Source organism: Pantoea sp. Cy-640 (assembly GCF_011752635.1).
Lineage (GTDB): Bacteria > Pseudomonadota > Gammaproteobacteria > Enterobacterales > Enterobacteriaceae > Pantoea > Pantoea dispersa.
This window is the reverse complement of record NZ_VWXB01000012.1, coordinates 24104-38695: the sequence shown is the minus strand read 5'-3', so window position 1 is coordinate 38695 and position 14592 is coordinate 24104. Positions and strand designations below refer to the sequence as shown.

Here is a 14592-nt window from a genome sequence, read left to right as displayed (position 1 = left end):
CGAAGCCGCGCCGGAAAATTAGTGTTTGCCTTTGGCGAAAATCACGCGCGCCACGATGTTCAGCAGCAGCACGCACAGCGTAATAATCAGCACACCCGCCCACGCCAGGCTCTGCCATTCGGCAAACGGGCTCATGGCGAATTTGAAGATGGTCACTGGCAGGTTGGCCAGCGGCTGCATCATGTCGGTGCTCCAGAACTGGTTCGACAGCGCGGTGAACAGCAGCGGTGCGGTTTCACCGGCAATGCGCGCAATCGCCAGCAGCACACCGGTAATGATGCCGGAGACCGAGGCTTTCAGCGTAATAGCCGAGATCATCTTCCACTTCGGCGTGCCCAGCGCATAAGCCGCTTCACGCATGCTGTCCGGCACCAGCCGCAGCATATTTTCGGTGGTACGAATCACGATAGGCACCTGCAGCAGCGCCAGCGCTATCACACCGGCCCAGCCGGAGAAGTGCTGCATCTGCGCCACCACGATGGTGTACACAAACAGGCCGACCACAATCGACGGCGCGGACAGCAGGATGTCGTTAATGAAGCGAATCACTTCCGCCAGCCAGTGCTTGCGGCCATATTCTGCCAGGTAGATACCCGCCAGAATGCCCAGCGGCGTGCCAAAGAAGGTGGACCAGAAGATCAGCAGGCCGCTGCCCGCCAGGGCGTTCGCCAGACCACCGCCCGCGGTGTTGGGCGGCGGCGTGGATTCGGTAAACAGCGTCCAGCTCAGGCCATCGATCCCTTTCGTGACGGTGGTGAACAGGATCCAGATCAGCCAGAACAGGCCGAACGCCATGGTCAGCAGCGAGAGCGTCAGGGCAATTTTGTTTTTGGTGCTGCGCCACGCCTGCATTTTACGGCGTGAGGCTTCCAGCTCGGCGCGCGCCTGCATTTCAATTGCTGTCATGAACGGGCTCCTTCACTTTTCGCCAGACGCAGGATCATCAGTTTGGAGATCGCCAGAACGATAAAGGTAATCACGAACAGAATCAGGCCAAGCTCCATCAGCGCCGCCACGTGCACGCCGGATTCGGCTTCAGCGAACTCGTTCGCCAGCGCCGAGGTGATACTGTTGCCGGGCATAAACAGCGACGCGCTGTCCAGCTGGTAGGTATTACCGATGATAAAGGTGACCGCCATGGTTTCGCCCAGCGCGCGGCCGAGACCTAGCATCACGCCGCCGATCACGCCGTTTTTGGTGAACGGCAGCACGATGCGCCAGATCACTTCCCAGGTGGTGCAGCCGATGCCGTAGGCCGACTCTTTCATCATTACCGGCGTCTGTTCGAACACATCGCGCATCACCGAGGCGATGTAAGGGATGATCATGATGGCGAGGATCACGCCCGCCGCCAGAATGCCGATGCCGAAGGCCGGACCGGAGAACAGCGCGCCGACGATCGGGATATTTGCCAGCACGTCGCCAACCGGCGTCTGGAAATACTCCGCGAACAGCGGAGCAAAGATAAACAGGCCCCACATGCCGTACACGATGCTGGGAATGGCCGCCAGCAGCTCAATCGCGGTCCCCAGCGGACGGCGCAGCCAGTTTGGCGCCAGTTCGGTCAGAAACAGGGCGATACCGAAACTCACCGGCACCGCGATGATTAAGGCAATCAGTGAGGTCACGAGGGTGCCGTAAATCGGCACCAGCGCACCAAATTCTTCGTTTGGCGCATCCCAGGTTTTGGTCCACAGAAAGGAGAAGCCAAATTTCTGGATGCTCGGCCAGGAGGAGAAAATCAGGGAGACGATAATGCCACCCAGCAGCAGTAACACGATCAGCGCGGAGAGCTTCACCAGCGCGCCGAATATCATGTCGCCTTGCTTGCCCGGTGCTTTAAACGTCGGCTTAGTGGCAGCCATAGAATTCTCGATCTCAGAGGGTAATCAGGGCGGCAACGAGGCCGCCCATCAGGCTGGCCAGCGCGGGCGCTGGCCGGGTCATACACTTACTGGTACAGCGCTTTACCGGAACTGTCTTTGATGTTGGCTTTCCAGGCAGCACGAATCTGATTCGCTACGCTCTCTGGCAGCGCAGCGTAATCCAGCGCCGTAGCGGTTTTGCTGCCGCCTTTGTACGCCCAGTCAAAGAACTTCAGCACTTCACTGCCCTTCTCCGCATTCGCCTGCTCTTTGTAGATCAGGATGAAGGTGGTTGAGGTGATCGGCCATGCATCGTTGCCTTTCTGGAAGGTCAGATCCTGGGCAAAGGATTTGCTCCAGTCAGCGCCTTTGGCGGCGTTCGCAAAGCTGGCTTCGCTCGGTGCCACTGGCTTGCCGTCGGCATCAACCAGTTTGGTGTAAGTCAGGTTGTTCTGTTTGGCGTAGGCATACTCTACATAGCCAATCGAGCCCGGCAGACGCTGTACAAACGCGGCCACGCCGTCGTTACCTTTACCGCCCAGACCGGTTGGCCAGTTGACGGTGTTGCCTTTACCGATTTTGCTGTTCCAGGTCTCGTTCACTTTAGACAGGTAGCTGGTGAAGACGAAAGAGGTGCCGGAACCATCCGCGCGGCGCACCACGTTGATGTTGGTGTCTGGCAGCTTCACGCCCGGGTTCAGTTTGGTGATCGCCGGATCGTTCCACTTTTTGATGGTGCCGAGATAGATGTCGCCGACCGTTTTACCGTCGAGCGTCAGCTCACCAGATTTAACGCCGGGAATGTTCACCGCCAGCACCACGCCACCGATCACCGTCGGGAACTGGAACAGGCCATTTTTCTGCAGATCTTCCTCTTTCATCGGCGCATCGGACGCACCGAAATCCACGGTTTTGGCGATGATTTGCTTCACGCCACCCGAGGAACCAATACCCTGATAGTTGATTTTGCTACCGGTGGCTTGCTGATACTCTGCTGCCCACTTGGCATAAACCGGTGCCGGGAACGTCCCGCCTGCGCCTGTCAGGTCGGTGGCTGCAAAAGCAGAAACCGCGCTTACTGCGAAGGTGGCGGCGAGAATTCGGGCTACGGTGCTACGCATCAGTGTCATGTTCCCTCCAGGGGATTAAAAATCAGGCTTGACGCCGTTTTAGTAAGAGTCAGTGATTGCTGCTGGAGGCAAAATAGGACAGTTTGATGACAGTGAAATGTACGAATTGTGACAGTAATATGACAATCACCGGCGCGGCGATTGTCATCACTATAAAGGGAGCGGATTACTGAATGGTGGCCTGCAGCAGGTAAACCTTGTCAAAGGTGCCAACCTGCGGCGTACCGGTGGTTTGCAGTTTTCAGGCAAACTCCATTATACGCCTGGTATAGCTGAAGACATCCCGTACTCAGTTAACCTCAATACGAACAATAGCCGAACCTCTCATGATTCCTGGCGCTACGGTTCCACTTGTTTGTAAAGTAGTTGTCAGCTCGAAATTTGCCCCCGCTGGTCCCACCGTTTTGCGAGAACCAGTCGCGCCAGGCTGACCATCTACACTGAGCGTACCAAAAAGTCCGGGTAACAGTGTTACGGTATTCTTTCCATCAGAAGGAATAAGCTTAATCGTCGCACTCACGTTACTGGTACAGCTTGCCCGGACATAAATAGATCCAGCACGACCACTGAGAGAGGTAACATCAATTGTCCCAAAATCGATGGTATAAGGCCCTCCAATATCACAAGTAATATCTGGCGGCGGAAGGGGAGCACACTCCCAGGTAATGACATTCTCTGGCAACGGCATATCGTTGCCGTCCAGAATCCTAAAACAGAACTTCGCTCCTACAGGAGGCTGCCCGGTCTGATTATTATTCATTTGTGAAAAGTGGGTTCTGTTGCATGCCCTACGAACCTCACCAACAGTTGCATAACCCTGATATGTACAAAATGGAAAACCTGCTCCAACCAATGGTTGAACCACCCCATTCACTACGGATTGCAGAGTCCATGTAGGGAAGATCCCCTCCTGAGGAACGGCATGACCATCCTCTTCAGGGGTCCAAATCATATCTCCCTTGACTTCGTAGCAGCGTTTATTACAGTCAGCATTAGCCGTGACTTTGGTAATCGATAGATATATTTTTGCATGCGCAGCCGAGATAAAAGATAATTGAAAAATTAACACCAAAGTTATTAAGCCAAGGCTAGCTTTAATAAAATCAGTAAAAAAAATGAATTTCATCTTATCTTTTATCTTTGCTATTCCGTCGCCAGTCAATAAAAACAAGGGTGTCGCTACTAAATTTCTCCTACCCAGAGGAGTTATTCTGGCTGGCATTCATTATCCTTTTCATCTTACTTTCAACAATTCATCATTCAGCTACTTTAAAGAAATTCAGTAATCAGCGTAGCCACGGCAGTAAAAGTACCGCCAGATAACTTCACCGATGGGTCTTTTACGGGTATCGCAGTTAAAACCGGAAGAGTTGGATAGGTGAAGTCTAACCAGTCATTTAGTTTTAACGTTGTATTAGCAGCCCCCTGGGAGAAACGTATACCCAGTCCATTAACATTTGTAGCCAAAGCTGTAGCGTCAAAACTAGCGCCACTGCCAGTGATACGCAGGTGCATGCTGTTGGATGGGTTATCACGACAAACTAATGTCCAGTTAAGCGGCTGACGATAGTGAATTCCATCAATTCGGGTAGTTAATAAATTATCGCCGAAATCCAAATCAATTGGTGTATCGTTGTTAATGATACAGGACGGAGGCCTTACCAAAGTACCACTAAAATTCACTTGTGCATTCCAGGCCAATGCTAATGGATGACTTACAAGGGTTATTAAAAAAGTCAGAGATATATTTATATATCGGGACACAAGGTACACCCTCATTTTTTAATCAGGATTATTGCAGCTCTATAACCAGGGTGGCCGATGCAGTAAATCCTCCCGTAGGCAGAGTCGCTCCAGCACGCATTACCGGTACCGCGTTTATTGTCGGTTGTGTAGCGTAATTAAAATTTTGCCAGGTAGCATTGAGAGCCATACGATCACCATTCCTGTCAGTGAAAGCGATTCCAAGGTCATCAACCGACGTCTTTAATGAAGTGCTATCAAAGGCAGCACCGGTACCGGTCAACCGAACTTTCAGGGAGGGTGATGGTAAGTTGACACATTTTAATGTAAAATTTACTGGCCTCGAATAATTCACTCCGTTAATCTGGTCGGTCGCGACATTATCGAATTTTATACTTACAGGATTTCCATTATTAACGCTGCAGTTTGCCGTGGCCTGAACTATACCTGTAATATTTAAAATAGTGTTGCTTGCTGCGTTTGCTAAGCATGCAAAAAACAAACATGAAATGAGTAGCCAACTGGCACTATGAGTTTTCATAGTTCATCCGGAAATTAATAATAGCAACACAAGGTAAGGAAGCAGAATGATATTAAACGGGAAAAGGGGGTGGAGACGAAGTCATTCTTTGTGAATTATTATCACTCAGCAATTCACAAATCATTAATCTTTTAAATTCAATAAGTTATTGAGGAAAAGGGTTAGCGCCAATTCACATTTGCACCAACCCTTTTTAATGACAAAAACAACGTTATTAATTACTCAACCGTCACCGATTTCGCCAGGTTACGCGGCTGGTCGACGTCGGTGCCTTTGATCAGCGCCACGTGGTAGGAGAGCAACTGCAGCGGCACGGTATAGAAGATTGGGGCAATCACCTCTTCAACGTGCGGCAGCGGGATGATTTTCATGCCTTCGCTGTCGCTGAAACCGGCATCCTGGTCGGCAAACACGTACAGCAGACCGCCGCGCGCGCGCACCTCTTCGATGTTGGATTTCAGCTTTTCCAGCAGTTCGTTGTTTGGTGCCACCACAATCACCGGCATATCGGCATCAATCAGCGCCAGCGGACCGTGCTTCAGCTCGCCCGCCGCATAGGCTTCGGCGTGGATGTAGGAGATCTCTTTCAGCTTCAGCGCCCCTTCCATGGCAATCGGATACTGATCGCCACGGCCGAGAAACAGCGCGTGGTGCTTGTCAGAGAAGCCTTCGGCCAGGTTCTCGATCACTTTATCCTGCGCCAGCATCTGTTCAATGCGGCTCGGCAATGCCTGCAGTGCATGGACAATCTCATGCTCGGTTTCAGCGCGCATGCCTTGCAGACGGCCCAGCTTCGCCACCAGCATCAGCAGTACCGTCAGCTGAGTGGTGAACGCTTTGGTCGAGGCCACGCCGATTTCGGTGCCGGCTTTAGTCATCAGCGCCAGATCTGACTCACGCACCAGCGACGAACCGGCCACGTTGCAGATGGCCAGCGAACCGAGATAGCCCAGCTCTTTGGACAGGCGCAGCGCTGCCAGCGTATCGGCGGTTTCACCGGATTGCGACAGGGTGATCAGCAGGCTGTTTTTACGCACCGCCGATTTGCGATAGCGGAATTCGGAGGCGATCTCCACGTCACACGGGATGTTGGCCAGCGACTCAAACCAGTAACGCGACACCATGCCGGAGTTGTAGGAGGTGCCGCAGGCGATGATCTGGATATGTTCCACCTGGCTCAGCAGCGTTTCCGCATTAGCGCCCAGCTCGCTGAGATCAACAATGCCGTCATGGAAGCGGCCGGCCAGCGTATTTTTGATGGCGTTCGGCTGTTCGTAGATCTCTTTCTGCATGTAATGACGGTAAACGCCTTTGTCGCCGGCATCGTACTGCGCATTGGATTCGATCTCCGCGCGCTGCGCCTGCTTCCCGTCACGATCAATAATCGTCACTTCGCGGCGGGTAATTTCGGCAATATCCCCTTCTTCGAGGTAGATAAAGCGGCGGGTCACCGGCAGCAGCGCCAGCTGATCGGAAGCGATAAAGTTTTCGCCCACGCCGCGGCCAATCACCAGCGGGCTGCCGGAACGCGCAGCCACCAGCACCGACGGATCGCGGCTGTCCATGATCACCATGCCATATGCCCCGCGCAGTTGCGGGATCACCCGCAGTACCACTTCGCGCAGCGTACCGCCCTGTTTCTGCTCCCAGTGCACCAGGTGCGCCACCACTTCGGTGTCAGTTTCGGAGGCAAAGCGGTAACCGCGTGCGATCATCTGCTCACGCAGCGGTTCGTGGTTCTCAATGATGCCGTTGTGCACAATAATAATGTGCTCTGAGACGTGCGGATGCGCATTGGCTTCCGACGGCTCACCGTGCGTCGCCCAGCGGGTGTGCGCGATGCCGGTTCCGCCAATCAGCGGCTGCTGCTCTGCCGCTTCTGCCAGATTGGCCACTTTACCCAGACGACGCAACCGCGTCATGTGGCCCTGGCGATCGACAACCGCCAGACCGGCAGAGTCATAACCGCGATACTCAAGACGACGCAGCCCTTCCAGCAGAATTTCTGCGATATCACGCTGCGCTACTGCACCAACAATTCCACACATAGTAATTTCCTGACGTCATGGCTTTCGGCCATTGCGTTGTCATCTGACCTGATTGTTCCCCGAGCCTTGTAGAGAGTGGGGGAGATCCCTTCCTATTCCAGGTTACAGGTGCGTTAGCTGCCTGAAAGCCGAAATATGTCGGGTTTTTAATACCGGGCCGATCTTTGCCGGCCCTGACATTTATTTTTTCTTAACCGGACGCTGCCAGCCAGACTTCTGATTTTGCTCTTTGCGGTTATAGACCAGATCGGCAGCGGTAACGTCTTTCATCACCGTCGTGCCGGCGGCAATGGTGGCGCCCGCCGCCACGCTGACCGGAGCCACCAGCTGGGTGTCCGAGCCGACAAACACGTTGTCGCCGATAATGGTTTTAAACTTATTGGCACCGTCGTAGTTGCAGGTAATGGTGCCGGCACCGATATTCACGCCCGCGCCAATCTCCGCATCCCCGAGATACGACAGATGGCCGGCCTTCGAGCCTTTGCCCAGCGTCGCTTTCTTCATCTCGACGAAGTTGCCGACGTGCGCCTGTTCGGCCAGTTCGCTGCCCGGACGCAGGCGCGCAAACGGCCCGACGGTGCAGGCGGCGGCCAGCGTGGCATCTTCAATCACCGAATAAGGACTGATTTCACAGTCATCGGCAATTACGCTGTTTTTGATGATGCAGCCAGCGCCAATTTTTACCCGGTGGCCCAGCGTGACGTTGCCTTCAATGATCACGTTGGTATCAATATCGACATCACGACCGTGCTGCAGCGTACCGCGCAGATCGAAGCGCGCCGGATCGCGCAGCATGACGCCAGCCAGCAGCAGCTTTTCTGCCTGCTCGCGTTGATAAGTGCGCTCCAGAGTGGAAAGCTGCAGACGATTGTTCACGCCGTCGGTTTCGCTGATACGCGCCGGGTGTACTGCGTTGATCACGCGGCCTTCCTGATGCGCCATGGCGATGATATCGGTGATGTAAAATTCGCCCTGCGCATTGTGGTTGTTGAGCTGCGCCAGCCAGCGCTTCAGGTCGGCACCGTTGGCAATCAGGATGCCGGTGTTGATCTCCTGAATCTTCAGCTGTTCGGCTGACGCATCTTTTTGCTCCACGATGCCGGTGATGGTGCCGTTTTCACGCACGATGCGTCCGTAGCCGGTGGGGTTATCCAGCACCACAGTGAGCAGCCCGATGCCGCCAGCGGGTTTGGCGTCGCGCAGACGCTGCAGGGTTTCCTGGGCGATCAGCGGGACATCGCCGTACAGCATCAGGATATCTTCGTCATCGGCGAAGAACGGTGCCGCCTGCTGCATGGCATGGCCGGTGCCGAGCTGTTCCGCCTGCAACACCCAGTTCAGCGGGTTATGCGCCAGTTTCTCCTGCAGCAATTCACCGCCGTGGCCGTAGACCAGATGCACCTGCTGTGCGCCGAGGCCGGTAGCGGCATCAATAACGTGTTGCACCATCGGTTTACCTGCCAGGCTGTGCAGCACCTTGGGCAGATCGGAATACATGCGGGTGCCTTTGCCAGCGGCGAGGATCACCACGCTCATTGCGCTTGTCGACATAACTATCCTGACTCAATTTAGCTTTCGAAAGTGTAAGGTTTACCCCTGAGATTACTACATTTTTCTCCGTGCGAAATTAGCGGAAGAGGATGAGCGGCGGTGAGTGGCCAGCACGGTTTGCCGGGAAGGGCATAAGGTAAGGGCGTTGTGCCATTTTCGGTCGCCATCAATGGCCCCCCTACGGGGTAATTGTGCGGTTTTTGACAGCATGCGCATTTATGCGTACCGGCGGCAGCAGGCAAAAAAAATGCCAGCCCGGGGGCTGGCATTTCGTGACGCATAAAGCCTGATTACATCGCTTTTTTGGTCAGCTCGATGACGCGCAGTTTCGCGATAGCTTTCGCCAGCTCCGCAGAGGCCTGAGCATAGTCCACGTCGCCGTGGCTGCTGTTCATGTGCTCTTCTGCTTTACGTTTCGCTTCCAGCGCGCGCGCTTCGTCGAGGTCTTCACCGCGAATTGCAGTGTCGGCCAGAACGGTCGTGCTGCCCGGCTGTACTTCCAGCACGCCGCCAGAGAGGTAGATATACTCCTCTTCGCCGTGCTGTTTAACGATGCGAATCATACCAGGCTTGATGGCAGTCAGCAGCGGGGCGTGGCCCGGGTAAATACCCAGCTCACCTTCGCTACCTGACACCTGGATACGCTGCACCAGACCGGAGAACATTTGCTGCTCCGCGCTGACCACGTCCAGATGATAAGTCATAGCCATACCACTCCTCCTGGGAAACCGTTATTACAGTTTCTTCGCTTTTTCGACAGCTTCTTCGATCGCGCCGACCATGTAGAACGCCTGCTCTGGCAGGTGGTCGAATTCGCCTTCCATGATGCCTTTGAAGCCACGGATGGTGTCTTTCAGCGTCACGTATTTACCCGGAGAACCGGTGAAGACTTCTGCTACGAAGAACGGCTGAGACAGGAAGCGCTGAATCTTACGCGCACGTGCCACCAGCAGTTTGTCTTCTTCAGACAGCTCGTCCATACCGAGGATGGCGATGATGTCTTTCAGCTCCTGGTAACGCTGCAGCAGCGACTGAACGCCACGCGCGACGTCGTAGTGCTCCTGACCGACGATCAGCGGATCCAGCTGACGGCTGGTAGAGTCCAGCGGGTCAACGGCCGGGTAGATACCCAGTGACGCGATCTGACGGCTCAGCGTAACGGTTGAGTCTAAGTGAGCAAAGGTGGTTGCTGGTGACGGGTCAGTCAGGTCATCCGCAGGAACGTAAACGGCCTGTACGGAGGTAATTGAACCGGTCTTGGTGGAGGTAATACGCTCCTGCAGCACACCCATCTCTTCAGCCAGCGTTGGCTGATAACCTACCGCCGATGGCATACGACCCAGCAGTGCAGAAACCTCTGTACCGGCCAGGGTGTAACGGTAGATGTTGTCGATGAACAGCAGAACGTCACGGCCTTCATCACGGAATTTTTCCGCCATGGTCAGACCGGTCAGTGCTACGCGCAGACGGTTACCCGGCGGCTCGTTCATCTGGCCATACACCAGCGCTACTTTATCGATAACGTTGGAGTCCGTCATTTCGTGGTAGAAGTCGTTACCCTCACGAGTACGCTCACCCACGCCGGCAAAGACCGAATAACCTGAGTGCTCAGCCGCGATGTTACGGATCAGCTCCATCATGTTTACGGTTTTACCTACACCCGCACCACCGAACAGACCGACTTTACCGCCCTTCGCGAACGGACACATCAGGTCGATAACCTTGATGCCGGTTTCCAGCAGTTCCTGCGAGTTTGACTGATCTTCATAAGAAGGCGCTGCGCGATGAATAGAGGAAACCTCTACAGCGCTGCCGTCTTCTTCTTTCAGGTCGCCTTTCATGTCGATTGGCTCACCCAGCACGTTCATGATACGGCCGAGTGTTGCTTTACCAACCGGAACCTGGATAGGTTTTTTCAGGTCAGTGACTTCCAGACCGCGCTTCAGGCCGTCAGAAGAACCCATGGCGATGGTACGCACCACGCCACCGCCCAGCTGCTGCTGAACTTCCAGCACCAGACGAGCATCACCATTTTTTACCTCGAGAGCGCTATATACCTGCGGTACCGCGTCCTGAGGGAATTCGACGTCAACTACGGCGCCGATAATCTGGACAATCTTTCCAGCTGCCATCTTGAATCCTCTACCTAATACGAGAATATCCGGCCGCGCTCGCGCGACGGGATATATGCCTGGTTAAACCGCGGAGGCTCCCGAGACGATCTCGGTAAGTTCCTGAGTGATGCTGGCCTGACGAGCTTTGTTGTACACCAACTGCAGCTCTTTGATCAGGTTTCCGCCGTTATCGGTTGCCGCTTTCATAGCCACCATACGTGCAGCCTGCTCACTGGCCAGGTTTTCCACCACACCCTGATAAACCTGCGATTCGACATAACGACGCAGCAGGGTATCCAGCAGCGCTTTCGGATCGGGTTCGTACAGGTAATCCCAGGTCTTCGCCTTCATCTCTTCTTCACCTTCCGCTGGCGGTAACGGCAGCAGTTGGGTAATGGTCGGAGTCTGAGACATGGTGTTATTAAACTTATTGCTGACGATATACAGCTTGTCGATGCGGCCTTCATCATAAGCCTGCAACATCACTTTTACCGGGCCGATCAGGTCGGACAGCGCAGGCTTATCGCCCATGCCGGTAACCTGAGCCACGACGTTGCCACCTACAGAGCCGAAGAAAGAAACGCCTTTGGAACCGATAATCGCCAGATCGCTCTGCACGCCTTTATCAGACCAGCCTTTCATTTCTGCCAGCAATTTTTTGAACAGGTTAACGTTCAAACCACCACAAAGCCCGCGGTCAGTCGAAACGACCAGGTAGCCGACGCGCTTAACGTCGCGCTCATCCAGGTAAGGGTGCTTGTATTCCAGATTACCCAGAGCAAGGTGACCAATCACTTTGCGCATGGTATCTGCATACGGACGGCTGGCCGCCATGCGTTCCTGCGTTTTACGCATTTTGGAGGCGGCGACCATTTCCATCGCTTTGGTGATCTTCTGCGTGTTTTTCACGCTTCCGATCTTGGTACGTATTTCTTTTGCGCCGGCCATTAGCTTCTCCTCAAAGCCTTGCGGCCTGCCTTTTCAGACAAGCCGCCAGACATTACCAGGACTGGGTTGCTTTAAACGTTTCGAGGAGGCCTTTCAGCTTCTCTTCGATTTCGTTGTTGTAGTTACCCGCCTGGTTGATTTCAGCCATCAGCTCCGCGTGTTCGCGATCGGCGAACGCCAGCAGAGCGGCTTCGAAGCTGCCGATTTTCGCCAGTTCAACGTCGTTCAGGAAGCCGCGCTCGGCAGCGAACAGTACCAGACCCTGTTGTGCAACAGACATCGGTGCATACTGTTTCTGCTTCAGCAGTTCGGTCACTTTCTGACCGTGGCTCAGCTGTTTGCGCGTTGCATCGTCCAGATCGGAAGCGAACTGAGAGAACGCTGCCAGTTCACGATACTGTGCCAGCGCGGTACGAATACCACCGGACAGTTTCTTGATGATCTTGGTCTGTGCAGCACCACCAACACGGGATACCGAAATACCCGGGTTAACGGCTGGACGGATACCGGAGTTGAACAGGTTCGATTCCAGGAAGATCTGACCATCGGTAATCGAGATTACGTTGGTCGGAACGAACGCAGAAACGTCACCCGCCTGGGTTTCAATGATCGGCAGCGCAGTCAGAGAACCGGTCTGGCCTTTCACTTCACCGTTGGTGAAACGCTCAACGTAGTCAGCGCTAACGCGTGATGCACGCTCCAGCAGACGAGAGTGGAGGTAGAACACGTCGCCCGGGAATGCTTCACGACCCGGCGGACGGCGCAGCAGCAGAGAAATCTGACGGTAAGCAACAGCCTGCTTAGACAGGTCATCATAAACGATCAGCGCATCTTCACCGCGGTCACGGAAGTATTCACCCATTGCGCAACCGGCATACGGAGCCAGGTACTGCAGCGCAGCGGATTCAGAAGCGGAAGCGACAACCACGATGGTGTTAGACAGCGCACCGTGCTCTTCCAGCTTACGTACCACGTTAGAGATGGTAGAGGCTTTCTGACCGATCGCGACGTAGACACACTTGATGCCAGAATCGCGCTGGTTGATGATGGCGTCGATGGCCATCGCAGTTTTACCGGTCTGACGGTCACCGATGATCAGCTCACGCTGGCCACGGCCGATTGGAATCATCGCATCGACAGATTTGTAACCGGTCTGAACAGGCTGGTCGACTGACTGACGGTCGATAACACCTGGTGCAATCACTTCAACTGGTGAGAAGCCATCGTTGTCGATAGCGCCTTTACCGTCGATCGGTGCACCCAGAGTGTTAACCACGCGGCCCAGCAGGCCACGGCCAACCGGCACTTCCAGGATACGGCCAGTACACTTCACCTTCATGCCTTCGGCGAGGTCAGCGTACGGACCCATCACTACTGCACCTACAGAGTCACGCTCGAGGTTCAGTGCGATAGCGTAACGGTTGCCCGGCAGAGCAATCATCTCACCCTGCATTACATCGGCCAGGCCGTGTACGCGGATGATACCGTCACTTACAGAAACAATAGTACCTTCGTTGTGAGCTTCGCTCACGACATTGAACTGAGCAATGCGCTGCTTGATCAGTTCGCTGATTTCGGTGGAATTCAGTTGCATATGCTCCAGTCCCCTTAAGACTGCAAGACGTCTGCCAGACGGTCAAGACGGCCGCGCACGCTGCCATCAATCACCAGGTCACCCGCACGGATAACCACACCTGCCATTACAGACTTATCAATTTTGCAATTCAGCTTAACTTTGCGTGACAGACGTTTTTCCATCGCGGCGCTGATTTTACTCAGCTGGCTGTCACTCAGCGCACTGGCGGAGATCACATCAACTTCGGCTGTCGCTTCATAAGCGTCACGCAGTTGAATGAACTGTTCCAGTACCGCTGGAAGCGCTGTCAAACGTCCGTTCTCCGCCATAACCTTAATCAGGTTCTGAGCGTGTTCATCAAGTTGATCACCACAGACTGCGTTGAAAGAAGCAGACAAGGCTTCCGGTGCCAATGCACCGGAAAGGAGTTCTGCCATCTGTTCGTTGCGAGCCACTTCTGCGGCAAACGCCAGCATGGTCTGCCAGCGGTCGATACTTTGATGCTCAACAGCAAAGTCAAAAGCTGCTTTGGCGTAGGGGCGAGCTACAGTAATCAGATCAGACATCAGCCCCTCCCTCCTTACAGTTCAGCGACCAGTTTATCAACGATGTCGCTGTTAGCAGCTTCATCCACGGAACGTTCGATGATCTTCTCGGCGCCAGCTAAGGCCAGCAGCGCGACTTGCTTACGCAGCTCTTCACGTGCACGTGAGCGCTCGGCTTCGATTTCTGCCTGCGCCTGAGACACGATGCGGTTACGTTCAGTCTCAGCTTCAGTTTTGGCTTCGTCCAGAATCTGGGCACGGCGTTTGTTCGCCTGCTCGATAATGACCTGAGCTTCTTCTTTGGCTTTTTTCAGCTGGTCGGTCGCATTGGCCTGCGCGAGATCCAAATCTTTCTTCGCGCGTTCAGCAGAAGCAAGGCCTTCAGCAATTTCTTTCTGGCGCTTTTCGATGGCAGCCATAATCGGCGGCCATACGTACTTCATGCAGAACGCGACAAACAGGATGAACGCGATGGCCTGGCCGAGGATTGTTGCATTAATGTTCACAGCACAATGCCTCTTATTAAGTTAA

The 14592-nt window shown here is 54.4% G+C and carries 14 protein-coding genes; all 14 read right to left on the bottom strand.

Annotated features, from left to right (window positions below):
- Positions 1-18 precede the first annotated feature (18 nt).
- Positions 19-906 carry a phosphate ABC transporter permease PstA gene (gene pstA / locus F3J36_RS22220; RefSeq protein ID WP_021506926.1) on the bottom strand — a complete coding sequence of 296 codons (888 nt, stop codon included), beginning with the start codon at positions 904-906 and terminating at the stop codon, positions 19-21.
- Positions 903-1865, bottom strand: coding sequence for a phosphate ABC transporter permease PstC (gene pstC, locus F3J36_RS22215; protein WP_031279603.1), 963 nt, complete (start codon positions 1863-1865; stop codon positions 903-905). The genes pstA and pstC overlap by 4 nt, the downstream gene beginning before the upstream one ends.
- An 86-nt stretch (positions 1866-1951) precedes the next feature.
- Positions 1952-2995, bottom strand: coding sequence for a phosphate ABC transporter substrate-binding protein PstS (pstS, locus tag F3J36_RS22210; RefSeq protein ID WP_021506928.1), 1044 nt, complete (start codon positions 2993-2995; stop codon positions 1952-1954).
- A 289-nt stretch (positions 2996-3284) separates the two neighbouring features.
- Positions 3285-4217 carry a hypothetical protein gene (locus tag F3J36_RS22205; RefSeq protein ID WP_166720618.1) on the bottom strand — a complete coding sequence of 311 codons (933 nt, stop codon included), beginning with the start codon at positions 4215-4217 and terminating at the stop codon, positions 3285-3287.
- A 47-nt stretch (positions 4218-4264) separates the two neighbouring features.
- The gene (locus tag F3J36_RS22200) at positions 4265-4678 is read right to left on the bottom strand and encodes a fimbrial protein (RefSeq protein ID WP_166720617.1); all 414 of its coding nucleotides are present in this window, start codon (positions 4676-4678) and stop codon (positions 4265-4267) included.
- A 109-nt stretch (positions 4679-4787) separates the two neighbouring features.
- Entirely contained in the window at positions 4788-5279 is a 492-nt protein-coding gene (locus F3J36_RS22195; protein ID WP_166720616.1) for a fimbrial protein, read from the bottom strand.
- 218 nt (positions 5280-5497) lie between these two features.
- The gene (gene glmS / locus F3J36_RS22190; RefSeq protein WP_166720615.1) at positions 5498-7327 is read right to left on the bottom strand and encodes a glutamine--fructose-6-phosphate transaminase (isomerizing); all 1830 of its coding nucleotides are present in this window, start codon (positions 7325-7327) and stop codon (positions 5498-5500) included.
- A gap of 180 nt (positions 7328-7507) precedes the next feature.
- On the bottom strand, positions 7508-8878 hold the full coding sequence (gene glmU / locus F3J36_RS22185) for a bifunctional UDP-N-acetylglucosamine diphosphorylase/glucosamine-1-phosphate N-acetyltransferase GlmU (RefSeq protein ID WP_031279605.1): 1371 nt from the start codon (positions 8876-8878) through the stop codon (positions 7508-7510).
- Positions 8879-9168: 290 nt separating this feature from the next.
- Positions 9169-9588, bottom strand: a complete 420-nt coding sequence (locus F3J36_RS22180) for a F0F1 ATP synthase subunit epsilon (protein WP_021508191.1) — start codon at positions 9586-9588, stop codon at positions 9169-9171.
- A gap of 24 nt (positions 9589-9612) precedes the next feature.
- Positions 9613-11010 (bottom strand): F0F1 ATP synthase subunit beta, encoded by a 1398-nt coding sequence (gene atpD / locus F3J36_RS22175; RefSeq protein ID WP_021508190.1) that lies wholly within the window; start codon positions 11008-11010, stop codon positions 9613-9615.
- Between the two features lie 63 nt (positions 11011-11073).
- Positions 11074-11940: a F0F1 ATP synthase subunit gamma gene (gene atpG, locus F3J36_RS22170; RefSeq protein WP_021508189.1), complete on the bottom strand. Its 867-nt coding sequence runs from the start codon at positions 11938-11940 to the stop codon at positions 11074-11076.
- Between the two features lie 52 nt (positions 11941-11992).
- Positions 11993-13534, bottom strand: a complete 1542-nt coding sequence (gene atpA / locus F3J36_RS22165; protein WP_021508188.1) for a F0F1 ATP synthase subunit alpha — start codon at positions 13532-13534, stop codon at positions 11993-11995.
- Between the two features lie 14 nt (positions 13535-13548).
- Entirely contained in the window at positions 13549-14082 is a 534-nt protein-coding gene (gene atpH, locus F3J36_RS22160; RefSeq protein WP_021508187.1) for a F0F1 ATP synthase subunit delta, read from the bottom strand.
- Positions 14083-14096: 14 nt separating this feature from the next.
- Entirely contained in the window at positions 14097-14567 is a 471-nt protein-coding gene (atpF, locus tag F3J36_RS22155) for a F0F1 ATP synthase subunit B (protein ID WP_021313757.1), read from the bottom strand.
- Positions 14568-14592: the final 25 nt, after the last annotated feature.